This window comes from Bradyrhizobium sp. USDA 4516 (genome assembly GCF_054055915.1).
Map to the genome: position 1 here is coordinate 3488311 of NZ_JBSRXT010000001.1, position 23399 is coordinate 3511709.

General features: G+C 64.5%; 22 protein-coding genes and 2 pseudogenes. 14 read left to right on the forward strand and 10 right to left on the reverse strand.

All coding sequences use genetic code 11. From position 1 onward, the window contains the following. Window positions 1–205: 205 nt before the first annotated feature. Window positions 206–1495, forward strand: a complete 1290-nt coding sequence (locus ACVI1L_RS16010) for a dicarboxylate/amino acid:cation symporter (RefSeq protein WP_253588202.1) — start codon at window positions 206–208, stop codon at window positions 1493–1495. 12 nt (window positions 1496–1507) lie between these two features. Continuing rightward, window positions 1508–2464 (forward strand): amino acid ABC transporter substrate-binding protein, encoded by a 957-nt coding sequence (locus ACVI1L_RS16015; RefSeq protein WP_456783266.1) that lies wholly within the window; start codon window positions 1508–1510, stop codon window positions 2462–2464. A 57-nt stretch (window positions 2465–2521) separates the two neighbouring features. On the opposite strand, the gene ACVI1L_RS16020 is transcribed toward ACVI1L_RS16015, so the two are convergent. Next, entirely contained in the window at window positions 2522–2749 is a 228-nt protein-coding gene (locus ACVI1L_RS16020; RefSeq protein ID WP_028337614.1) for a hypothetical protein, read from the reverse strand. A gap of 336 nt (window positions 2750–3085) precedes the next feature. Further along, on the reverse strand, window positions 3086–3343 hold the full coding sequence (locus tag ACVI1L_RS16025; RefSeq protein ID WP_253588201.1) for a hypothetical protein: 258 nt from the start codon (window positions 3341–3343) through the stop codon (window positions 3086–3088). A 215-nt stretch (window positions 3344–3558) separates the two neighbouring features. Between ACVI1L_RS16025 and ACVI1L_RS16030 the strand changes: the two genes are divergently transcribed. Continuing rightward, window positions 3559–3915, forward strand: coding sequence for a response regulator (locus ACVI1L_RS16030; protein ID WP_076832727.1), 357 nt, complete (start codon window positions 3559–3561; stop codon window positions 3913–3915). Between the two features lie 280 nt (window positions 3916–4195). Here ACVI1L_RS16030 and ACVI1L_RS16035 read toward each other — a convergent pair whose 3' ends face one another. Beyond that, a complete protein-coding gene (locus ACVI1L_RS16035) occupies window positions 4196–5131 on the reverse strand; it encodes an ATP-grasp domain-containing protein (RefSeq protein ID WP_229191279.1) in 936 nt (311 codons plus the stop codon). Between the two features lie 297 nt (window positions 5132–5428). Between ACVI1L_RS16035 and ACVI1L_RS16040 the strand changes: the two are divergent. From ACVI1L_RS16040 to ACVI1L_RS16055, 4 genes and pseudogenes are all read left to right on the forward strand, one after another. Further along, window positions 5429–6203: pseudogene (locus tag ACVI1L_RS16040) on the forward strand (ferredoxin--NADP reductase). 252 nt (window positions 6204–6455) lie between these two features. Further along, window positions 6456–6740: a patatin-like phospholipase family protein gene (locus ACVI1L_RS16045; protein ID WP_456783267.1), complete on the forward strand. Its 285-nt coding sequence runs from the start codon at window positions 6456–6458 to the stop codon at window positions 6738–6740. After that, window positions 6700–7326 carry a patatin-like phospholipase family protein gene (locus ACVI1L_RS16050; RefSeq protein ID WP_456783268.1) on the forward strand — a complete coding sequence of 209 codons (627 nt, stop codon included), beginning with the start codon at window positions 6700–6702 and terminating at the stop codon, window positions 7324–7326. The genes ACVI1L_RS16045 and ACVI1L_RS16050 overlap by 41 nt, the downstream gene beginning before the upstream one ends. Before the next feature lie 596 nt (window positions 7327–7922). Then, complete coding sequence (locus ACVI1L_RS16055) at window positions 7923–9548, forward strand: FMN-binding glutamate synthase family protein (protein WP_456783269.1); 1626 nt, start codon at window positions 7923–7925, stop codon at window positions 9546–9548. Between the two features lie 106 nt (window positions 9549–9654). Here ACVI1L_RS16055 and ACVI1L_RS16060 read toward each other — a convergent pair whose 3' ends face one another. From ACVI1L_RS16060 to ACVI1L_RS16080, 5 genes and pseudogenes are all read right to left on the reverse strand, one after another. Continuing rightward, window positions 9655–11127, reverse strand: coding sequence for an FAD-dependent monooxygenase (locus ACVI1L_RS16060; RefSeq protein WP_456783270.1), 1473 nt, complete (start codon window positions 11125–11127; stop codon window positions 9655–9657). A 197-nt stretch (window positions 11128–11324) separates the two neighbouring features. Further along, complete coding sequence (locus tag ACVI1L_RS16065; protein ID WP_456783271.1) at window positions 11325–13313, reverse strand: carbohydrate porin; 1989 nt, start codon at window positions 13311–13313, stop codon at window positions 11325–11327. A gap of 30 nt (window positions 13314–13343) precedes the next feature. Continuing rightward, on the reverse strand, window positions 13344–13640 hold the full coding sequence (locus tag ACVI1L_RS16070) for a hypothetical protein (RefSeq protein WP_456783272.1): 297 nt from the start codon (window positions 13638–13640) through the stop codon (window positions 13344–13346). 218 nt (window positions 13641–13858) lie between these two features. After that, a pseudogene (locus ACVI1L_RS16075) lies at window positions 13859–15500 on the reverse strand (NRAMP family divalent metal transporter). Between the two features lie 407 nt (window positions 15501–15907). Continuing rightward, a complete protein-coding gene (locus ACVI1L_RS16080) occupies window positions 15908–16171 on the reverse strand; it encodes a hypothetical protein (RefSeq protein WP_456783273.1) in 264 nt (87 codons plus the stop codon). A 340-nt stretch (window positions 16172–16511) separates the two neighbouring features. Here ACVI1L_RS16080 and ACVI1L_RS16085 point away from each other — a divergent pair, with 340 nt between their 5' ends. Further along, window positions 16512–16781 carry a metal-sensing transcriptional repressor gene (locus ACVI1L_RS16085; RefSeq protein ID WP_057020119.1) on the forward strand — a complete coding sequence of 90 codons (270 nt, stop codon included), beginning with the start codon at window positions 16512–16514 and terminating at the stop codon, window positions 16779–16781. Between the two features lie 116 nt (window positions 16782–16897). Here ACVI1L_RS16085 and ACVI1L_RS16090 read toward each other — a convergent pair whose 3' ends face one another. Both ACVI1L_RS16090 and ACVI1L_RS16095 read right to left on the reverse strand, forming a co-directional pair. Further along, window positions 16898–17167 (reverse strand): hypothetical protein, encoded by a 270-nt coding sequence (locus tag ACVI1L_RS16090; protein ID WP_057020179.1) that lies wholly within the window; start codon window positions 17165–17167, stop codon window positions 16898–16900. Between the two features lie 144 nt (window positions 17168–17311). Next, on the reverse strand, window positions 17312–18118 hold the full coding sequence (locus ACVI1L_RS16095) for a creatininase family protein (RefSeq protein WP_456783274.1): 807 nt from the start codon (window positions 18116–18118) through the stop codon (window positions 17312–17314). Window positions 18119–18263: 145 nt separating this feature from the next. On the opposite strand from ACVI1L_RS16095, the gene ACVI1L_RS16100 reads away from it, so the two are divergent. The 6 genes from ACVI1L_RS16100 to ACVI1L_RS16125 all read left to right on the forward strand — a co-directional run bounded on the left by ACVI1L_RS16100 (window position 18264) and on the right by ACVI1L_RS16125 (window position 23368). Continuing rightward, entirely contained in the window at window positions 18264–19307 is a 1044-nt protein-coding gene (locus ACVI1L_RS16100) for an ABC transporter substrate-binding protein (RefSeq protein ID WP_456783275.1), read from the forward strand. Between the two features lie 16 nt (window positions 19308–19323). After that, complete coding sequence (locus ACVI1L_RS16105) at window positions 19324–20127, forward strand: ABC transporter ATP-binding protein (protein ID WP_456783276.1); 804 nt, start codon at window positions 19324–19326, stop codon at window positions 20125–20127. Beyond that, entirely contained in the window at window positions 20124–20912 is a 789-nt protein-coding gene (locus ACVI1L_RS16110) for an ABC transporter permease (protein ID WP_456783277.1), read from the forward strand. Before ACVI1L_RS16105 ends, ACVI1L_RS16110 begins: the two co-directional genes overlap by 4 nt. Then, entirely contained in the window at window positions 20912–21895 is a 984-nt protein-coding gene (locus tag ACVI1L_RS16115) for a 2-hydroxyacid dehydrogenase (protein WP_229193051.1), read from the forward strand. Before ACVI1L_RS16110 ends, ACVI1L_RS16115 begins: the two co-directional genes overlap by 1 nt. Continuing rightward, window positions 21895–22590, forward strand: a complete 696-nt coding sequence (locus ACVI1L_RS16120; RefSeq protein WP_456783278.1) for an AprI/Inh family metalloprotease inhibitor — start codon at window positions 21895–21897, stop codon at window positions 22588–22590. The genes ACVI1L_RS16115 and ACVI1L_RS16120 overlap by 1 nt, the downstream gene beginning before the upstream one ends. A gap of 382 nt (window positions 22591–22972) precedes the next feature. Then, window positions 22973–23368, forward strand: coding sequence for a YciI family protein (locus tag ACVI1L_RS16125; RefSeq protein ID WP_057020112.1), 396 nt, complete (start codon window positions 22973–22975; stop codon window positions 23366–23368). Window positions 23369–23399 lie beyond the last annotated feature (31 nt).

A 23399-nucleotide genomic window follows, 5' to 3' on the forward strand; every position in this document is an offset into this window, starting at 1 on the left:
CCATGGCGTTGGTCGTTTCGCATGCAAATTGACCGCGACGCGCGCAGCGCCTTGCACAGATTGTGCGCTGCATGAACGCTAGTCCGCGCGCTGGCATTCCACAACGGGAACGTTTCGGCAAAGTCCCGCTGGACGCGAAGCGTGTTGCGTAGCTGCGTAAATCTGCCACACTTGCCCTCCGCCGGGAACTGACGGGGGTAAGAGAATGTCCAGCAGGTTTACGCAGTATATCCTGATTGCGATGGTCCTTGGCATCGCGATGGGGACGATTGTCTTCAACTACTTTCCTGACAGCCGTGCCGAGATCGCAGCAGACGTCAACCTGATCGCGATGCTGTTCCTGCGTCTGATCAAGATGATCATCGCGCCGCTGGTTTTCGCAACCCTCGTCGGCGGCATCGCCCATATGGGAAGCGGCGCCAAGCTCGGCCGCATCTTTGCCAAGACCATGGGCTGGTTCGTCTCCGCCTCCTTCGTCTCGCTGCTGCTCGGCCTCGTGATGGTCAACCTGCTGCAGCCCGGCGCCAACTTCCCCGGCACGCTGCCCGACAAGGCGCAGTCGACCGGGCTGCCGGTGTCGGCGTTCTCGATCGAAAAATTCCTCACCCATCTGATCCCGACCTCGATCGCGGACGCAATGGCGCAGAATGAGATTCTGCAGATCGTCGTGTTCGCGGTGTTCTTCGCGGTTGCGCTCGGTGCGATGCCTGAACGGGCCAAGCCGATCATGAGCCTGATCGACGACCTCGCGCACATCATGCTCAAGGTCACCGGCTATGTGATGCTGTTCGCGCCGCTCGCGGTGTGGGCCGCGATCATGGCGACCGTCTCGAAGAACGGCCTCGGCGTGCTCTGGAAGCTCATCGTCTTCATGGGCGGCTTCTATCTCTCGCTCCTGATCCTGTGGGGCATCCTGGTCGTCGTCGGGTTCATCGTGATCGGGCCGCGCTACAGCCATCTCTTGCGGCTGATCCGCGAGCCGCTGATGATCGCGTTCTCGACCGCCTCGTCGGAGGCGGCCTATCCGAAGACGCTGGAGGGGCTGAACAGGTTCGGCGCCTCCTCGCGCATCTCGGCCTTCGTGCTGCCGCTCGGCTATTCCTTCAACCTCGACGGCACGATGATGTACTGCACCTTCGCGAGCATCTTCATCGCACAGACCTACCACATCGAGATGTCGGTCGGCACGCAGCTCGCGATGCTGGCGACGCTGATGATCACCTCGAAGGGCGTTGCCGGCGTGCCGCGCGCCTCGCTGGTGGTGATCGCCTCGACGCTGGCGCAGTTCAACATCCCCGAGGCGGGCCTGCTGATGATCATGGGCATCGACACCTTCCTCGACATGGGCCGCAGCGCCACCAACGTGATCGGCAACTCGCTGGCGACCGCCGTGGTCGCGAAGTGGGAGGGTGAGTTGAAGCCCGAGCACGAGCTCGGGCCCGACGACGCGGTGCCGCAGGATGCGGTGCCCGGCGCCGTGATGGCCGGCCATTGACGGGAGGCATGCATGCATCGCGCCCGCTGGAGGCCGATACGGGCTGAGGCGCCTCTCCTGTCGACACGCCTGCTGTCAGCGTGTCTGCTGGCGGCAAGCCTGCTCGCCGCACCGGCGTCCGCACAGCCGGCGGGCGAGGGGCTCAGCCCCACGCTCGCCAACATCAAGGCCACGCACACGGTGCGGATCGGCTATCGCGAAAGCTCGCCGCCGTTCTCGTTCCTCGATCACTCCAACCGGCCGATCGGCTACAGCCTCGAGCTGTGCGATGCGATCGTCGAGGAGATCGGGACCGAGGTCGACGACGCCAATCTCAAGGTCGACTACGTCAAGGTCACCTCCGACGACCGCATTCCGGCGGTCGTCGACAAGAAGATCGACCTTGAATGCGGATCGACCACGGCGAATGCCGAGCGCGGCAAGCAGGTCGCATTCTCGCCGCTGATGTTCGTGGCCGGCACCAAGCTGATGGTGCCGAAGGCCTCCGGCGTCACCCAGGTCGCCGACCTGAAGGGCAAGACGGTGGTGGTGACCAAGGGCACCACCAACGAGCAGGCGATGCACAATGTCGACGCCAAGCAAAAGCTCGGCCTCAACATCGTCACCGCCCCCGACCACGAGCAGTCCTACCAGATGCTGGTGGACGGCAAGGCGGATGCGTTCGCGACCGACGACATCCTGCTCCACGGCCTGATCGCGCGGCACAAGTCGCAGGACAAATTCCGCGTCACCGGCGACTACCTGTCCTACGATCCCTACGGCATCGTGTACCGCAAGGGCGAGCCGCAGATGAAGGACGTGGTCGAGCGCGCGTTCCGCAGGCTGGCCTCGAACCGCGACATCGTCCCGCTCTACAACAAATGGTTCGTCGCCCGGCTGCCGACCGGCGAGAAGCTCAACGTCGCGCTGTCACCGCAGCTCGAAGAGGCCTTCAAGGCGCTCGACGATTCGCCGGGCGGGTCGAACTAGCCGCGAATTTAGGCCTCTCCCCTCAAGGGAGAGGTCGGAAAGTCCGGTGCGCGCCGTTCACCGCCAATAGCGCCGCGACAAATCCAGGCACTGCCGGACCCAGTATCCGTTCACATGGATCAACTGGCATGTGCTCGGAGGCGGCTCCTTGATGATCGGGTAGCCGTGGATGTCGATATTCGTCGGCGCCGTGACGCCGCGCCAAAACACCGCGTTGGCGGCCGGAGGATTGAAGGCGGCGGCGAACGCCGCGAGTGCGACGAAGCTCAAAAGAAGTTTGCGCATAATCTGTTTCCGGATCAATCAATGCACGGAAGCGTACTCCCTTGCGCAGGATGAGCAAGGCGCTGAATCGATCAAAGTGACGGTCAGAACTTCGGTGCCGGCTGTACCGCCGCCCCCGCGTCAGCCGCCGCGAACCGCCATGCATGCGAGGGCAACGATGCCGACCGCCGTCAGAACAACCATGACCTGGAAAACCGCGCGCCCAAGAATCGCTCCCATCAAAGCTCCGTCGATCCGGCGGGATCTTCCTTCGAGTGTCCACGCGCCGCGATCTCTGGAGCATCATCGGCAGGCAAGATTCGGCTGTTGCGGTCTGCGAACTCGTCGCTCAACCGGCTAATGTCGTTCGGCGACGATTCGATCGACCTGTTGCTTCAGCTCTGCTTCCATTTCGGAAATGACGTCGTGCGGCAGGCGAGCGCGGAGCGGATCGGTCGTCTCGTGCTGCATCCTGGGCCGCTTGGCGAGCGCGGGTCGTTTAAGCGCCTGATCCTCGATCAATCGTCGAGAGGACGCATAGCCTGTCGCACCGGCCGTCACGTCAGTCCCGTAGGGTTCGCAAGGATCCTGATCCGACTGCACAGCGTTCTTCATGAGCTCTGCCTCCTGGCACTATCTCGCAAGAATTCCCTTGCTCAGGCCCGAACCATTCGGCTCGTCCGGCTTGTCGCCCATCGATGACGCTGAAACCTGCAAAGTTGTTCCGCACGGAACCTGCAAAGGTTTGCCGGAACAGTCCCTCATGAAGCGGGAACCAGAACCATCAGCGTCCTCGATCATTAACTCTGGTTGATCGTTCGGAGGTCGCCATGGCTTACGCGAGACCAATTCGTCAAATAGCAATTGTGGTCGAAGACGACACGATCCAGCGCGACATGATTGCGCTGTTGTTGGAAGAAGGCCATTTCGACGTCATCCAGTGCGAAGACGCCGAGACGGCAGCGCTGGCCATCAAGATGCGTCATCCGTCGCTGGTGGTTACCGATATCAAGCTCATGGGCAAAATGGATGGCGTCGAGCTTGCACGCTTGGCCGTCGATTGCGACCCGGGCGTGCGCGTTATGGTCATCTCGGGCCGGCCCCCGGACAGCGCGCTGCCTGAGGGCGTCAAGTTTTTCGAGAAGCCGGTTTATCCACCCATGCTGCTGCGAGAGCTGGCGTCGTAGATCTCGCCGACGGGTGGCCCATGCAAGACGATCCCGAAATCGATTGGCACCGGGAGCAGATTTGCGAAGAACCGGGAACTGATCGCGGAATTGCAATCCGGAAATACGGCGGGGGCTGACGTGTTTCCGGAGACGCAAGCCGAGATCGACCGTCTCATGGCACAGGTCGAGCAATCGGAATTGATCGTCGCCGCCTATGAAAAGGAGCACCCGCAAGACTGATCGGGCGCTCACAGTGCAGGATCGCGCCGGCGAGCCCGGGTCGTCGGGCAGGGAAACGCTACGCGAACACTTCGTCCAGCGCCGCCGAATACGCCGCCTCGACCAACGCCGGATGCCGGCGCCCCAGCGCTTCCATCTTCACCCCGGTGTTCACCTCGAGGATTTTCCACGCGCCGTCCGTGCGCACGACGTCGATCGAGGCGAAGCGGATGCCGACGGCTTGCGCGGCCTTGATCGCGAGCGCGACGCAGGCCTCGCGCATTGCGTCATCGGCGAGCAGCACGGGCTCCGCGCCGGCATCGAGGTTGTGCCGCCAGTTCAGCAGAAGCCGTTCGCCGGCGGGCGGAACGGCGTCGAGCGCGGCGGCATCGAAATCCTCGGTGATGGTCTTGAGTTGCTCGGCCGTCGCGCTCGCCTGCGCCAGCGCGCGCAGCGACTGGATGCCGTCGCCAGTCACCGACGGGCGCGCCTTGCCGTAGACGATCAGCGCGCGCGCATCGAGCAGCACGACGCGCACCTCGTCCACGATCTCGACATAGGGCGAGATGGCGAGACTTGGATGTGCGGCAAGGACGCGCGCGACCGCGGTCTCCAATTGCGCCCGCGTCGTCACGCGGAACACGAGCTCGCCGGAGGTCCCCTCATTGGGTTTGATGACGAGCCCCTGCGGATGCTGCTCGAGCAGACGCTGCATCGCGTCCAGCGAGTCCGATCCCGGGATGTGCTTGCTGAGCTTCGCGCCCAAAAACAGCGTATGCGGAATGACGGGGACGCCGGCCGATGCCAGCACGTCCGCGCAGGCCGATTTGTCGTTGGCGACCTGATGCGCGACCGCGCTGTTCAGCCCGACGTCGTAGCCGATCGCGAGCCGCCGCGCGTTGCCCTTGGTCATGGTGACCAGCCAGCCGCCGGACCGCACCTCGACGGCAATCGCGTGCGCCAAACAATATTTTTTGATGGTTTCCAGGAAGATTCGCTGGCTGATCAGGACCACGAGATCATTTTCCCTTCACCACGGTTTTTGTAGCAATTAATTGCCAGATCGATGCCGATCTCAGCAAGTAAATTACGTACAGCGCCACGTGTTAACAATGACTTCGTTGAACCTCTGCGCGAAATCGAACGACTGCCATTCTGAGATCGCAATTGCGCGCCAGTTGATCTTGACTATCTCCTGCATTGGCGCAATGGACACGCGAGATCTTCAGTGATTTCGGCCACTTCCGCGCCGTCGCGAGCCGTCTAGAAATCAAACCATTCTAATTCTGGTCAGTCGAGAAAACGAAAACCCATGAGCGCGTTCTATCGAGAGAAAGTTCTTTCCGTTCAGCACTGGACCGATACGCTTTTCAGCTTCCGGGCGACCCGCGATTCCGGTTTCCGCTTCCAGAACGGGCAGTTTGCCATGATCGGCCTTGAGGTCGACGGCAGGCCGCTGCTGCGCGCCTATTCGATGGCGAGCGCCAATCACGAGGAAGAGCTCGAGTTCTTCTCGATCAAGGTGCAGGACGGCCCGCTCACCTCCAAGCTGCAGAAGATCCGCGAGGGCGACACCAATCCTGGTCGGCCGCAAGGCGACCGGCACGCTGATCACCGACAACCTGATTCCCGGCAAGCGGCTGATGCTGCTGTCGACCGGCACCGGCCTCGCGCCGTTCGCCAGCCTGATCAAGGACCCCGAGGTCTATGATCGCTACGATCAGATCCTGCTGGTGCATGGCTGCCGTCAGGTCTCCGAGCTCGCCTATGGCGAGGAGCTGGTCGCCAAGCTGCGCGACGACGAGCTGTTCGGGCCGCTGCTGTCCGAGAAGCTCTCGTACTACCCGACCGTGACGCGCGAGCCGTTCCGCAACCGCGGCCGCATCACTGATCTGATCACCTCCAACCAGCTGTTCAGTGACCTGCATCAGGGCCCGCTCGACATCGAGACCGATCGCATCATGATGTGCGGCAGCCCGGCGATGCTGGAAGAGCTGAAGCAGCTGTTCGAGACGCGCGGCTTCAAGGAAGGCAGCGGCAACACTCCCGGTCACTTCGTGATCGAGAAGGCGTTCGTCGAGCGCTAACCGGTGTCGTCCCGGGCAAGCGAAGCGCGACCCGGGACCCATAACCACCGTTGCTGATTGGACGAAGGCTGAGGCCCCACCGGGCTTCAGCCTTTTGCATTTGTGGTTATGGGCCCCGGCCCCGTGCGCAATTGCTCACTAGACTAGGCCGGGACGACGATGGTGTTTGTAGTGCGCACCATTGCCACGCTGCTATAACGCCCCCAACGCCGCGCGGCCTTTGCGCGAACGCGGCGATTTGGGAGCAGAACCTTGTCCATCACCGATCCGGATGCACCGAAAACCGCCTTTGTGTTTGCCGGCGGCGGCAGCTTTGGCGCGATCCAGGTCGGTATGCTGCAGGCGCTGGCCGCGCATGGCGTGGTTGCCGACATGGTGGTCGGCTCCAGCGTCGGCGCACTGAACGGCGCGTTCTACGCCGGCGACCCGACGGTCTCGGGCGTCGCGCGGTTGGCCGAGATCTGGCGCGGCCTCAGCCGTCAGGACGTGTTTTCCGGTGACCTGGCGGACGCTGGTGAGCTTCCTGTGGCGGCGTGACTTCCTGATCCCGCATGACGGCGTCCGCAAGCTGATCGACGATTACATCCCGTTCCGCAATCTCGAGGACGCGCGGATCCCGATCCACATCGTCACCACAGACATCATCAGCGGCGACAGCGTGGTGCTGTCGGAAGGTTCGACCGCGGAGGCGATCGTCGCATCGACCGCGATCCCGGGCGCGTTCACGCCGGTGCACTACCGCGATCGTTTCCTGGCCGATGGCGCGATCTCCAGCAACACGCCGGTCCGCGTTGCGGTCAGGCACGGTGCCAAACGCCTGATCGTGCTGCCGACCGGGCATGCCTGCGCCAACCAGGCGCCGCCGGTCGGCGCGCTCGCCAATGCCCTGCACGCGCTGACGCTCCTGATCGCGCGGCAGCTCGTCAACGAGCTTGAGAACATCGGGCCCGATGTCGAGTACTTCGTGGTGCCGCCGCTCTGCCCGCTGGTCGGCTCGCCCTACGATTTCTCCCGGACCTCGGATCATATCACGCGGGCGCTCGACACCACCAACGCCTGGCTCGACGGCGACGGTCTGAAGCCGGGCCACATCCCGCACGAATTGCAGCCGCACGACCATTAGGCGAACGGTGCTCTCTCCTCATCTCCTCTGCAAGCGCACTCACATGCGCGGGTGATGACACCGCGTGGTGCGACGCCTCGAATCGAGAACCATCCCCATCGTCGTCCCTGCGAAAGCAGCGACCCATACGCCGCGGCGGACCTTGTTGAAGGGACTCGTCGTTGCAGCGTGGCCCAACAATTGGCATTTGTGGTTATGGGTCCCTGCTCCCGTGCGCAAGTGCGCACTAGGCAGGGACGACGGGTTGGAGGAGCCGCAGACTCACATCACGATTTCGGAATGGTGGAATTGTGCCGGTGAGTTGCCCGACGTGTCAAGTCGCTGTGTCGAGCGCCGGCCGCAGCCGGCTCCTTTGCATGGGGTTGTTTTCGATATTTTGGTAGTGCGCCCGCGACGGCAGGTTATCGAATCCGATCCGCTGCGCTCCGTTGCAGTGCAAAAGGCGATACCGTTTCAATTTGACCGGTATCCGCACCCGCCCATTCGGGCGGTTGTCACATCTGTGACTGCTCGGCCGTATAACCGTAGTGCACTTGTTCCGCGAGTTGGATTAGGCTCGCGGCCGACAGGTCATTTGGGCAGACCGGAGGAATTTCATGGATACAGTGCTGCTTCCGTTCTCGCCGCGCTTCATCGTGCTGACCATCTGCGCCGTCGTCACCGCGCTCCTGCTGCTGGTTGGAATTTTCGATCACAAGGTCTTCAGGATCGTCCTGATCCCGCTGGTCATCTTCGGCGCGCTGACATTGCTCGGCATCCGCGACCTCACCCAGAAGAACCACGCGGTGCTGCGCAACTACCCGATCTCGGCGCATGTCCGCTTCCTGCTCGAGGAAATCCGCCCGGAGATGCGGCAATATTTCTTCGAGAGCGAGAAGGACGGCATGCCGTTCTCCCGCGACACCCGCGCGGTGGTTTACCAGCGTGCCAAGATGGTGCTCGACAAGCGGCCGTTCGGCACCCAGGAGGACGTCTATCGCGAGGGCTATGAGTGGATGCACCACTCGGTGGCGCCGAAGCCGAGGGCCGACCAGAAATTCCGCATCACCGTCGGCGGCCCGGACTGCACCAAGCCGTATTCGGCCTCGGTCTTCAACATCTCGGCGATGAGCTTTGGCGCGCTGAGCCCGAACGCGGTGCGGGCGCTCAATGCCGGCGCCAAGAAGGGCGGCTTCGCCCACGACACCGGCGAGGGCGGCGTCAGCCCCTATCACCGCGAGATGGGCGGCGACATCATCTGGGAGATCGGCTCCGGCTATTTCGGCTGCCGCAACCGCGACGGCACCTTCAATCCGGATCTCTTCGCAAGCGTCGCGGGTGACGACCAGATCAAGATGGTCGAGCTCAAGATCAGCCAGGGTGCCAAGCCCGGCCATGGCGGCGTGCTGCCGGCGGCGAAGGTTTCCGAGGAGATTTCCAAGATCCGGGGCGTACCGATGGGCGAGGACTGCATCTCGCCGGCCTATCACAAGGCGTTCTCGACGCCGCTGCAGATGATGGAATTCGTCGCCCGGATGCGCCAGCTGTCCGGCGGCAAGCCGGCCGGCTTCAAGATGTGCATCGGCCATCCCTGGGAATTCCTGGCGATCTGCAAGGCGATGCACGAGAGCGGGCTCTATCCCGACTTCATCGTGGTCGACGGCAATGAAGGCGGCACCGGCGCCGCGCCGCTCGAGTTCATGGACCATCTCGGCATGCCAATGCGCGAGGGCGTCAATTTCGTCCACAACGCGCTGGTCGGCATCGGCGCGCGCGATCGCATCAAGATCGGTGCCTCCGGCAAGATCGCGACCGCCTTCGACATGGCGCGCGCGATGGCGATCGGGGCCGACTGGTGCAATTCGGCGCGCGGCTTCATGTTCGCGCTCGGCTGCATTCAGTCCCTGAGCTGCCACACCGATCGCTGTCCGACCGGCGTCACCTCGCAGGACCCGATCCGCAACCGCGCGCTCTATGTGCCCGACAAGATCGACCGTGTGTACAACTACCACCACTCGACCCTGCATGCGCTGACCGAGCTACTCGCCGCCGCCGGCCTCGAGCACACCAAGGAGCTGCGCCCGATCCACTTCTCGCAGCGGAGTTCGACCACCGAAGTCTCTTCCTTCGCCGAGCTCTATCCGACGCTGCGCCCCGGCGAACTGCTCGAAGGCACCCAGGACCGCCGCTTTTGCGACGCCTGGGCGATGGCGCGCGCGGATTCATTCCAGCCGGCGGGGTAGTGGCGGCAAATCCGTAGCCCGGATGAAGCGCAGCGCAATCCGGGACCACTCTCTGTGCGGATCGACCGATCCCGGATTACGCTCCGCTCCATCCGGGCTACGCTCATTACGTACCAGCGGACGCGCCGAACCATTTGGTCAGCGCCTCGGTTAGGCCGGCCTGCGTTCGCTCGCCAACCCACGCCACGTAGCCATCGGGCCGCACCAGCACCGCGGTCGGAGCCGAAACCGTGCCGTGCGCGGGAAGCTCCCATGCGCCGCGATACTCGGCATCGACCAGCTGAACCCGGTCGGTCCATCCCGCGATGGCGATGCCGCCGGGCTCGCCGAAATTCAGCAGAACCGGCCGCGCCCGCTGCAGCAGCGCGAAGACCTGCACCGGGCCGTTGGCGGTGACCAGATCGAGATCGGGCATGCGGCGTCCGAGCAGCGGATGGCCGTCGCCAAGATCGTAGTGAAGATCGAGGCCGGACATCATCGCGGCAAAGCATTTGCGCGGCACGTCCATGCGCAGAAGGTCGGAGACGATCTCGTTCAACGCCTTGGTGCGCGGATCGGTGCGGTTGAGCGCGACATGCGCCATGGTGTTGCGCAGCACGCGGGCCGCCACCGGATGCCGTTCGGCTTCGTAGGTGTCGAGCAGGCTGTCCGGCGCGATCTGCTTGACCACCTGGGCCAGCTTCCAGCCCAGGTTCACCGCGTCCTGCACGCCGATATTGAGGCCCTGGCCGCCCATCGGTGGATGCACATGGGCGGCATCGCCGGCCAGCAGCACGCGCTGTTTGCGGTAGGTCAGGGCCTGCCGGGTCATGTCGGTGAAGCGCGAGATCCAGACCGGACTGTGGATGCCGAAATCGGTGCCGTACGCGGCGACCAGTGCCTCGCTGACGTCGCGCAAGGTCGGCTCCCGGTCGGTGCCGAGTTGCCGCTCGGTCAGCACCAGCCGCACCCGCCCGCCATCGTCCGCCTTGCCGATCGCCGAGGTGCCGGTGTCGTACTGGCGAAAGCCCCATTCCGGCTCGCCCGCCATCTCGGCCTCGGCGATCAGCCAGCTCGTGGTAGGATTCCACCCGGCGAATTCGATGCCGGCCGCTTTGCGGACGAGGCTCCGGCCGCCGTCGCAGCCGACGAGATATTGTGCCCGGAGCAATTGGCCATCCGACAGTTCGACGTCGACGCCGGCGTCGTCCTGCGTGAAGCCGGTCACGTCGCGCGCGCGAATAATCGGCACCGCCAGTTCGCCGACCCATTCGCCGAGCAGGCGCTCGATATGGTTCTGCCGGAGCCCCAGCGTGAAATTGCGCCGGGTCGGAAAGTCGGTGATCTCAAGCGGAACCAGGTGCGAATGGAACAGCACTGCCGGATGGCGCGTCCCCAGCGCGACGAAGCGGTCGCCGATGCCGCGCTGATCGAGCACCTCGATGGTGCGCGCGTGCAGGCCGCCGGCCCGAGCGCCGATCAGGTCCTCCCCCGCGCGCCGCTCGACAATCGCAACATCTATTCCCGCCAGCGTCAACTCGCCCGCCAGCATCAGCCCGGTCGGACCTCCGCCGGCAATCACGACAGCATGTTCCCGCATCCCGCACTCCCTCCGTTCGATTGGGCGCGCGTTCTACGGGATGACCCCGGGCTTGCGGCAAGCCCGGGGGGTCTACATATATCTGAGTGGGGAGAGGGCGTTTGCTCTATCGAACCAATTCCGAGACATCATTGACAAGAACGGCGCGGCAAATTTGCTGTCGTCCCGGCGCAGGCCGGGACCCAGAGATGGCGCGTTCAGAACTCGCCGTGGATGCGGCCGGAGAAGATGTGCACCGGGCCGCGGTCGGCGTTGTAGGCGGGGTTGGTGATGAACTGATAGTCCGCGGTCAGCGTCAGGTTCTTGTTCACCTGATAGGCGTAGTAGGTCTCGAAGATCCGCTCCGGGCTGTAGTTCAGCGCGCCGTCGCCGATCAGCAGGCCGAGGCCGCCGGCGGCAAGGTAGTCGCGATGCGCTGATGACAGCCCGTTGATCGCGCCGCCGATGCCGATCGTGTCGTTCGCCCGTCCCCACCTGCTGCCCTTGATCGACAGGCCGCCCGACACGCTGCGATCGACATCGGTGAACGACAGGATCTCGGTCCGGCCGTCGTTCCAGCTGAGGCGGCCGAACAGGCCGACATCCTTTGCGATCTGCTGCTCGCCGTTCAGATAGAAGCCGTATTTCAGATTGTCCTTGCGGATGCCGGCCATCACGTCGTTGATGTCGAGCCCCGGATTGGCGTCCTCGATCGCGAGCGCCTGGGCGTAATTGCCGGTGTTGCCGCGGTTGCCGAACACGCCGACGCGCAGCTTGCCGGGCTGGTCGAAGATCGAATAGCGGCCCTCGAATTCCACCACGGCGCCGCCGGTGTTGAACACCAGAACGTCGCTGTTCGGCGCGTTCGGCACCTGGAACACGCCGGCGCGCACCGCCCAATCCTTGCGGTTGAGCTCGACCACGGCGCCGCGGGTGTAGCCGGGCAAGTCGGCCGGGAAGTCGTAGGCGGCGGACGCCCACATCGCCCAGTTCATGAAATCGGCGCGCGGGTCCTTGGCGTAGGAATTGCCGTCAAAGAAATCGCCGACCGCAAAGCGCCCGACCACGAGCGTGAGGCGATCGATGTCACGCTTGCCGGCGATCTGGTTCGGGCCGTCGGCGACGTCTTCCTGCTCGCCGCCGAAGCCGAAGGTCTGCTTGAAGTAGTAGCGCTGCGGCCGGATTTTCGGGAACGGCGCGCCGGCCTTCTGGGCTTCGCCGTTCGAGAAGCCGGCAAGGCCGAGCGTGCCGTTGAGGCCAAAGCCCTGCGCGGTTTCCGGGTTGAAGTAGAACTCGCCGCCTTCCCAGAGCCGCACGCCGAGAAACGCCGTCGTGGTCCAGGTCTGCTGCAACTGCCCCGCGCCGGGAAGGCTGTTGGTGCCGGCATAGGGCGAGCGGAAGGACGGATAGGTCTGCGGCAGCAGCGTCGTCTGGCCGTGCACGCTCCAGTCGCTCGATTCGGGCAGTGCGGTGCGCGTCGGCGTCGCTGACCATGGCGAGTCGCCGAGCTGATAGTTGAGGCCGAATTTCAGCAAATGGATGCGCGGGTCGATGCTGACGCCGGGCAGGCCGAAATCATTGAGGCCGAGCGTGCGGCGCGACAGGTCGATGTAGTCGTATTCGACCTTGGCGGTCCAATTGCCGCTCACCGCGAATTCGGCGCCGGCGCCGACGGTCCAGCCGGTCTGGTACTGGCCGGGCTCCGAGATCACCTCGCCCGCGGCGTCGTTGACCCGAACCTGGCTGTGGCCCCAGGCGAAGCCGCCGGTCACGTAAGGCATCCAGGTGCCGAAAGAGTAGCCGGCGCGGCCGCGCAGCGTGCCGACATAGTCGATCGACGAATTGAAGGGGCCGAGCACCCGCCGCGGCAGGTCGGTCGGGCCGGTGAAGGTCGCATCCGCCTCGACGCCGAGCACGAAGCGGTTGGCGAATTCCTTGTTGTATCCGACCTGGAAGCCGCCGATCCCGCCGGTGATGGTGGGCGGGAAGAACACGCCCTGTTCCAGGATCGGGTTGGTGCCGGGGCCCAGCGTACCGTCTCCATAACCGACATGGGCGCCGACATAGAATCCGGTCCAGCTGTAGACCGCCCTGGCGGCGGGGGATTTGAGCGCCAGATCGGCCGCGGTCGCCGGCGCGCCGAAGGTTGCCGCACCGAGCGCTGCGCCGGCGGCGATCTGGACCCGGAAGAGGCGGACGCAGGTCATGACGCGGCTTTCCGCGAACGAGTGGCGGTTTCACCCGGCATCACTGCAGATTTGGTGGCCGCTTGCCACCCGAGATTTGAAATCATCGCCCGCCGTCCCCGGTCCGATCTGTGTCGTCCCATCCAAAGCCAGATCAGCACCTAGCATCCCCGGTTGTTTATTGCAAATAATTCGCAATAGCAACTGAGGCGCGCCCAATACCGTTCCGATTTGCACGCCACCGTGACAGTCACGTAACAGCGCGAGGTGGCGGGCCACATCGGCGGCGATCGGCCGCCTGTCCATGGCAAACCGGTCGCGACCCGACCGTTCAATCGATGCGGTCACTGTTCTCGTCCTTTGTGTTGATGAGTGCCGGCTGCGATGCCCTGCCGAGCATGACCGCGCGCCGGCCCGTTCGACACATCGCGCCAGCGACAGCGCCGTCCGCAGCCCGGCGTTTGAGATTGTGCGTTTCCGGTGGAGCGCGGCCGCGCCGCGCAGGACGGCGCTCGCCAGCCTGAGCAGCACGATCGCGCCCCATCGCCGGCCGCGACTGAGCGCGGTCACGCTCCCACCGTGGCGAGCTGGACGATCCGCAGCAGCACGAGGCCGGCGGCGACGACGAGATAGCCGCGCAGCACGATCATCCAGATCCGGCTCAGCGGGCTGAGCCGCGCCGGCGGCAGCCGGTCGAGCGGCGGCATCCGCCAGCTGTCGCGGTCGACCAGCGAGGGCTTGCGCTTGAAGCGGAACGACGCGTGACGGCGCGACGACATCTCGTAGAACTTGACGGCTGCCGTGATCGCGAGCGCAAGCACGCTGCCGCCGACGAGGATGCCGATGATCCACGTCTCGCCGAAATCGGGGAACAGCACCGCGACGGTCAGGATCACCGACAGCATCACCAGCCCCGCGACCACTGCGCCGGTGAACAGGTTGAGTTTGGTCGAATTGACCCAGGGCCCGAGGATGTGGCGATCGTTGCATAGCAGCAGCAGGAACACGGTCGCGCTCGGCAACAGCACGCCGGCCAGCGTCTGCACCGCGTTGGTCAATAGTCCGAGCGGCGTGCCCGGCGTCAGCACCAGCGCCGCCGCGAGCACGATCAGACCGCAATAGACGCTGTAGAAGCCCTTCGCGTCCCACGGCTTGCGGTGCAGCGAGTGCTTGACCGCGAACACGTCGCCGATCGCATAAGCGGTCGCGAGGGAGACTGCCGCAGCACCGATGATGCAGGCATCGAGCAGCGCAAGGGCGAACAGCACCGCCGGCAGCCGGCCGGCATATGTCTCGAGGCCGACCGCGGTCCCAGCGCGTCCGTGTAATTGCCGAATTCGGGCTTTCCTGCGAACACTGCCGCGCAGAACGAGATCATCGCCACCGCGCCGACCACGACCAGCACGATGCCGATGCATAGATCCATCCGTTCATAGCGGATGAAACGCGGCGTGATCCGCTTGTCGACGATGTAGCTCTGCTGGAAGAACAATTGCCACGGCGCCACCGTGGTACCGACGATGGCGACGATCAGCAGCATCACCTCACTGAGCTTGGCGTCCTGCGGCATCTTCGGCACGAAGAAGTCGGAGGCGATCTGCCCGACCGGCGGATGCACCATCAGGATCACGGGTACCAGCAGCAGGCTGCCTGCGACCAGCGCGATGCCGAAGCGTTCGAAGCGGCGGAAGTCGCCAGTCGAGACCGCCAGCATCACGATAACAGCCGAGGCCAACACGCCCCAGAACTGCGAGACGCCGAGAAAATGAAGTGCAAACGTGATGCCGATGAACTCGGTGACAATGGTCAGCGCGTTCAATACCAGGAGGTCGATGACGCTGAAGGCACCCCAGAACTTGCCGAAGCGCTCGAAGATCAGGCGCGCATGGCCGACCCGGTGACGGCGCCGAGCCGCACCACCATCTCCTGGTTGACGTAGAGCACCGGGATCAGCAGCAGAAGCGTCCACAGCAGCGTGGTGCCGTAATTCTGTCCGGCCTGGGTATAGGTGCCGAACGCGCCGGCGTCGTTGTCGCCGACCATCACGATCAGGCCGGGGCCGACGATCGCCAGCAATGTCTTCAGCCGGGCCAGCAAGGTCGCGCGCGGCGCGGTGTCGTCGCGAGCGATGCTGCCGAGCGCGCCGTGGATGTCGCCGGCATGCGCGCTGTCGAGAATGGCGGTTTGTGTGGTCTTGCTTTCGGTCATTTCGCGTCTCCTCGCCGCCTTTCGGCACGGCGGGAGGGACGCAGGCGTCGTCAGGCGCGCACGTCTCCGCTGCCGTGAGCAGCGGCATTTCCAGATGTGATGCAGATCGAGAATCCCGTTGCCGCGCCTGAATGCCGCGCAACGGGGCAACTAGGTCCTTCGTCCATGTCGGCCTCCTAAACCAAGACAACTACTTCCGACCGAGCAGCGGGCGCCGCTTCACCTCGCCCCGCGTGCGGGGAGAGGTCGGATCGCATCATCAGATGCGATCCGGGTGAGGGGAGTTTTCGCGAACTCAGCTATTACCGTGTGCGCGGAGGCGGCCCCTCACCCCAACCCTCTCCCCGCAAGAACGGGGAGAGGGAGCGGCCAGCACTGTCGTTATCAAGCCCGCCCTCACGGTCGGCCTAAGCGCACAGCCGTGACTTCGCTGCGGCGCGTCGCTGCTGATCGAGATCACCGCCGCTGTCGTCGACGATCCAACGGCATTCCAGGCGGCCGTCGATCAGGACCCAATGACAGGCCGGGGTTGGACGCCGGCGGCGGCCCGCCAGGCGGCGAAAGCCCGGCAGGTTGTCATTGCAATGAATGGCGGCCGGCGGCGGCATGCGCCGCGGCTCGACAACGCGCCGCGGGCTTGCTTGCCGGAATTTTGCGAGCTTTTCGAACATCGCTCACCTCCACTTCCGCTGGTCGCGGCAGGCCGGTGAGGAGCAGTGGTCAGCTTGGGCGCGACCACCCGTCCACGCAGGCGAGATCTGCGCGATCAGTCTTGCTGTGTTGCGGCGTCACCAGTCCCGGCATCGCCGGACTACTGTCGCCTGAGTTGCTACTGCCCATGTGCCTTCTGTGCTGGCTCGTGGATCGACTTGTCTCCGGAGATAGAACCCCCGGCGCGGAACGAACGTTCCGATCATCGGGCACTACGCCCGCGACAATGGCCTGTCAAGCCGATTCCGCTATCCTCCGGGGAGGATCACGGTTATCCTCCGGGGAGGATAGGAGAGCCAGATGTCCGACGACCATCCGCACGCTGCGATCGCCAGGCGCCTGAAGCGCGCCAACGGCCATCTCGACACCATCGTCGAGATGATCGAGCAGGGCCGGCCCTGTGCGCAGATCGCCCAGCAATTGCAGGCGGTGGAGAGCGCGATCGAGAGCGCCAAGAAGGCGCTGATCCACGATCACATCGGGCACAGCCTCGAGGACACGCTGAAGGCATCGGGGCCGAAAGGGCGAGCCGTGCTACGCGATTTCAGACTGGTCGCGAAGTATCTGTGATTGCCGCGTTCAAGAATTGACCCGCCCGGGGGGATCACCGGACGGGTCGGTTGCGGCACGGGGTGGATGAGGACCCGTGCCGAACACAGGATCCGCAACCCTGGGAATTGCGTCGATCAGTAGGAGCAGCTGCGCACGCGGCCGATGTAATTGCCGTAGGCGTCGAACTGGCGCACCCAGCCGCAGCGCCGATAGCCACCGCCGTAGTAATAGCCGTCGCTGGCCGCGATCGCGCTGCCGACAACGGCAGCGCCGACGAGACCTGCGCCAACGCCCCAGCCCCAGCCATAGGGCTTCGCTTCAGCCTGCGACGTCGTGGACGCGATGGTGCCGGTCACGGCGAGCGCGGTGAGGGCGAGGGCGGCGAACTTGGTCTTGATCGACATGGAATACTCCATCCTGTGTGGGCGGCGCCGGTGTGGTCCGCATGCCCGTTGGACGGAGGCTGTCCGGTTCCGGTTCGAAGACCGGGGCGGAAATATGGTTTCGCGAATTGTTTCGTCGCGCTTGTCAGGACGAAGCAATCGCGGTCATTTGCCGCGAAATACGCCGGGATCGAACCTGTCGACATCGGCGAGCAGCTCGCAGAACGCGCGCGCGCCGTGCTCGATCAGCTTCTCGCCCTTCTCGGCCGAGGCCTTGGTCGCATCGCCGATCGCGCCGCTCGGATTGAGGTCCTGCGCCTGCCAGGCGAACGGCGCCGGCCGCTGCGTCGACAGAAAGCGATAATCCTTCTCGATCCGCACGCTGGCCGGCTTGAAGTCCGCGATCGCATCCTTGCGCACGGCGTGCGGATATTTCGCCAGCATGATCGAGGTCTCGACCGCGCCGCCATGGATGCCGTGGCGCAGTTCGCCAGCGTCGAACAGCCCGTCGGGCGCGCCGAAGCGCGACCAGCTCGTGGTCACCACCAGCATCTGATGGTGCGCGCGCAGATCCTGCGCCACCAGCTGCATCGCGGCGGAATTGCCGCCATGGCTGGTCACGATCACGAGCTTCCTGACGCCTGCGCGCGCCACGCTCTCGCCGAGCGCCATCCAGCTCTTCAGCGCCACGTTGGTCGGCAAGGTCAAGGTACCCGGAAAATCGATGTGCTCGGTTGAGATGCCGACCGGCTGCAACGGCAGGAACGTGGCGGGAGTGGGCGCCGGCAGCAACTCTCGCACCCGCGAAAGATAGGCCTCGCCGATCATGATGTCGGTTCCGAGCGGCAGATGCGGCCCGTGCTGCTCGGTCGCGGCCAGCGGCAGCACCGCAATCCAGCTCGCGGCCGTATCCCTGGCGATATCGGGCCAGTGGATGGCGGTCCAGTTGCGGGGCGGAAGCTGAGAGGTCATCAAGCCGGGTCGTTTCAATACAAGCGTTTCACGGGATGGATTTGCAGGCTAGTTTGTTTAACATCATAACGGGTTCGCGTCTCCGGGCGCGGTCCACGTCTTCCCGCCTTCCATCATGGGCCATAATGATCGACGGAGTCCAACCATGATCCCGGCCTTTTTGCTGCGAGCATTAACCACAAGCCTTCTGACCGCCGCGCTTTGCGTTGCCGCGGCGCTTGCCCCGGCGCGGGCGCAGACCTCGGACAAGACCTTGGACAAGGTCTCGTTCGGCACCAATTGGGTCGCCGAGGGCGAGCATGGCGGGTTCTTCCAGGCGCTCGCCGACGGCACCTACAAGAAATACGGCCTCGACGTCACCATCGTGCCGGGCGGTCCCAACGAGAACAACCGGATGCTGCTGATCGCGGGCAAGCTCGACTTCTTCATGAGCGCGAACTCGCTGCAGACCTTCGACGCCGTCACCAACAACGTGCCGCTGGTCGCTGTCGCCGCCATGTTCCAGAAGGACCCCCAGGTCTTCCTGACCCATCCCGAGGTCAAGGTCGCAAAGATCGAGGATCTGAAGCCGCTCACGCTTTTGATTTCGAAGGAGGGCATCACCAGCTACTTCCAGTGGCTGAAGTCCGAATACGGTTTCGACGAGAACAAGGTGAAGCCCTACACCTTCAACCCGCAGCCCTTCATCGTGAACAAGCAGACCGCGATGCAGGGCTACGTCACCTCGGAGCCCTTCGCGGTCGAGAAAGCCGCCGGCTTCAAGCCGAACGTGCTGCTGCTCGCCGATTACGGCTTCAACTCCTACTCGACGCTGATCGAGACCCGCCGCGACCTGGTCGACAAGAAGCCTGACCTCGTGCAGCGCTTCGTCGATGCCTCGATCGTCGGCTGGTACCACTACGTCTACGGTGACAACTCGGCCGGCAATGCGATGATCAAGAAGCTCAATCCCGACATGAATGACGAGCTGCTCTCCTATTGCGTCGCCAAGATGCGCGAGCACGGCATCGTCGATTCCGGCGATTCCATCAAGAACGGCATCGGCGCCATGACCGATGAGCGGATGGCGAGCTTCTTCGACAAGATGGTGCGCGCCGGCGTGGTCAAGAGCGCTATCGACTATCGCCAGGGCTACACGCTGCGCTTCATCAACAAGGCTGTCGGCGCCGAGCTCCGGCCGAAGAACTGACGGGTGCGGACGGGCGATGGCGGAGCCTGCGTTGTCTGGATCTGATGCAGCGTCGGCTGTGCGCCTGCGCGGCGTCAGCAAGACCTATGACAGCGGCGTGAGGGCACTCGGGCCGCTCGACCTCGACGTGAGGCGCGGCGAGTTCGTCTCGCTGCTCGGGCCCTCCGGTTGCGGCAAATCCACCGCGCTGCGGCTGATTGCAGGTCTCGCCACGCCAAGCGCCGGCACGGTCGAGGTCTCGCATCATGGCGCGGAGCAGCGCGGCAGCCACCGCATCGGCTTCGTATTTCAGGAGCCGACCCTGATGCCGTGGGCCACGGTGCGCGACAATGTCCGCCTGCCGCTGAAGCTTGCCCGGCTGCCTGCGACCACCGCCGACGCGCGCATCGATGCGGCGCTGGATCAGGTCGGGCTTGTGGAGTTCGCGAGAGCCTATCCGCGCGAATTGTCCGGCGGCATGAAGATGCGGGTGTCGCTGGCGCGCGCGCTGGTCACCGATCCGGATGTCCTCTTGATGGACGAGCCGTTCGCGGCGCTCGACGAGATCACGCGGTTTCGGCTCAACAACGACCTGCTGTCGCTGTGGCGCAGTCTGCACAAGACCGTCATCTTCGTGACGCACTCGGTGTTCGAGTCGGTCTATCTGTCCGAGCGCGTGATCGTGATGACCGCCCGCCCGGGCCGGATCGGCGCCGAGTTTCGCATCACCTCGCCGGAACCGCGCGGCGAGGAGTTCCGCACCTCGGCCGAATACGCCGCGTTCTGCCGCGAGGTCTCCAGCGCGCTGGCGCCATCCTATGCAGGGCAGGCGGGCGCATGAAATCTCCGCAGGACCTCGTCCGTTTTCTGCTGCCGCTTGCGGTGTTCGCCGCTGGCCTCCTGTTCTGGGAAGCCATCGTCCGCGGCTATGGCATCCAACCTTACGTGCTGCCGAGCCCGCTGTTGGTGCTGAAGACGCTGGTTGCGGACTGGCCCATCCTGTCGCAATCGCTCGGCGTCACGCTGCTGACCACGCTCGAAGGCTTCGTTGCCGCAGCAATCGGCGGCATCGTGCTGGCGCTATTGTTCAACCAGTCGAAATGGCTGGAGTATTCGCTGTTTCCCTATGCGGTGGTGCTGCAGGTCACGCCCGTTATCGCGATCGCGCCGCTGCTCCTGATCTATCTGCAGCAGCAGACCGCGGTGATCGTCTGCGCCTGGATCGTGGCGTTCTTTCCGGTGCTGTCGAACACGACGCTCGGCCTCAATTCGGTGGATCGCAACCTCGCCGGATTGTTTCAACTTTATGGCGCCTCACAGCTGCAGACGCTGCTGTTCCTGAAGCTGCCCGCGGCGCTGCCCTATATCCTCGGCGGTCTGCGCATCGCCGGCGGGCTGTCGCTGATCGGCGCCGTGGTCGCGGAGATCGCGGCGGGCAGCGCCGGCGCCGGCTCGGGCCTCGCCTTCCGGATCGCTGAATCAGGCTACCGGCTGAATATTCCCCGCATGTTCGCGGCACTTCTGCTGCTATCGCTGGCCGGGATTGTCATTTATGGGTTGCTGGCGCTAGTTTCGCATTTGTTGCTGCGGCGTTGGCATGAAAGCGCGTTAGGAAAGGACAGTTGATGGCCCCGATTTCTTCCGAAAAGATCGATCTGTTGATCTATGGACCGATCCGGCCAATCCTCGAAAACGGCTTTCCCGATCAATACGCGCTGCACCGTGCCGAGAGCCGCGGCGACCTCGAGCGGCTGACGCCCGATACGCTGGCCAAGATCCGCGGCATCGCCGTCACCTATCACACGATGGCGACCGACAAGACCGCGCTGGCGATGTTTCCGAAGCTCGAGATCGTCGGCAGCTTCGGCGTCGGCTACGACCACGTCGATTCTGCCTATGCGCGCGATCACAATATCGTGGTCACCAATACGCCCGACGTGCTGACCGAGGAGGTCGCCGATGTCGCGATGGGCCTGTTGATCGCGACGTTGCGCGAATTCGTCAAGGCCGACCGCTACGTGCGCTCCGGCCTGTGGCAGACCCAGAATTATCCGCTCAGCGTCGGCTCGCTGCGCGACCGCAAGATCGGCATCGTCGGCATGGGCCGGATCGGCCAGGCGATCGGGCGCCGGCTCGATGCGTCGCGGGTGCCGGTGTCCTATCACTCGCGCAATCCGTCCAAGGACGTCTCCTACAAGCACTATCCCGATCTGATCGAGATGGCGAAGGCGGTCGACACCTTGATCGTCATCGTGCCGGGCGGCGCCTCGACGGCGAAGATGATCAATGCCGACGTCTTGAAGGCGCTCGGTCCCCGCGGCGTGCTGATCAATGTCGCGCGCGGCTCGGTGGTTGACGAGCCGGCGCTGGTCGCGGCGCTGAAGTCCGGCACCATCCTGGCCGCCGGTCTCGACGTGTTCGCGGCCGAACCGAACGTGCCCGACGAATTGAAGGCGATGCAGAACGTCGTGCTGCTGCCGCATATCGGCTCGGCCTCGGTGGTGACGCGCAACGCGATGGACCAGCTCGTGGTCGACAACATCAAGAACTGGTTCGCCGGCAAGCCGCCGCTGACGCCGGTTGCCGAAACGCCGGTCAAGGATCGCTGATGTCGTTGTCCCGCTTCAATGCCGTGCTGTGTCTGCTGCTGGCCGCGTGCGGTCCGGCAGCGGCGCAGGACGTCCCGACGTTGAAGAAGGACATGATCGGGCAGTGGGAGCTCGCCACCACCGAGCGCAGCAAGACCTGCGTCGTGACGCTGAAGAGCGATACGGCGCCGCAAGGCTTCAAGCTCGAGCTCGAGCCCGCCTGCGCCGCCGCGCTGCCCTTCACCAAGGACATCACCGGCTGGAGCATCAAGGGCCTCGGCGACATCGTGCGGCTGCACAATGCCGCCGGCGAGACCGTGATCGATTTCACCGAGGTCGAGACCGGCATCTTCGAAGGCATGCGCACCAACGAGGGCGTCTACATCCTGCAAAACCTTGCCGCGGCGCGCTCGCTCGCCAAATCGATGGACCAGATGATCGGCGACTGGTCGATGGTCCGCGGCAACGGCCAGGCGATCTGCACGCTGGTGCTGACCAACACCGACGCCGGCAACGACAATTTCCAGGTGTTCCTGAAGGGCAAATGCGATCCCGCGGTCGCTTCCTTCAACCCGACCATGTGGCGGCTCGATCACGGCCAGATGATCCTGATGTCGGCCAAAGGCGAGACCTGGCAGTTCGAGGCCGACGACAACGCCCAGTGGCGCCGTGTCCCGGACAGCGCCGATCCGCTGATCATGCTGCGGGAGCAGTAGGTCGGGGCTGGCTTCGTAGCCCGCATGAGCGCAAGCGATATGCGGGATTTCGCCGGTGCATTCCCCGGGTATCGCTTCGCTCACCCGGCTACGGGATTGCCACAAGCTCCGTGTCGTCCGCGCCTAGTGCGCAATTGCGCACGGGAGCAGGGACCCATAGCCACGATGCCGGTTGGTTTTGCGCGGCTGTGGCCATGGCTCGCTTCAGCAACTCAACCCAGTGGTTATGGGTCCCTGCTTTCGCAGGGACGACAAGGATTTGCTTCTGCCCGAAAAAAAATCCCTTTCCGCTGTCGATTCACCCCCTCCCGGATCGTCGTTCCCCATAGCGAGCCGGTCTTGCGGCGATCATCGCCGCGTCTCGCCCAACAGGAGTTTTCCGATGCGCTTCATGTATATCGTCACCTCCGCGCAGCCCCCGGGCCCGCCGACGCCGGCTCTGATGGAGGCGATGGGCAGGCTTGCCGAGCGGGAAATCAAGGCGGGCCGCATGATCGACACCGGCGGGCTGTTGCCGGTCGCGATGGGCGCCCAGGTCCGCATCACCGACGGCAAGCTCAACGTCGTCGACGGGCCCTTCGTCGAGACCAAGGAGATGATCGGCGGCTACGCGATCTTCGAGCTCCGCAACAAGGAAGAGGCGGTCGCCGCCGCCGTCGAGTTCATGCAGCTGCACAAGGAGCATATGCCGGGTTGGGAGGGAACCTGTGAGGTTCGCCCGTTCGCCACCCCGGGCGCCGACGGCGGCTGTCAGGTCGATGTGTCCGCCTGCGCCTGATGCGCCGCGCGAACAGGGCGTTCGCAAGCGA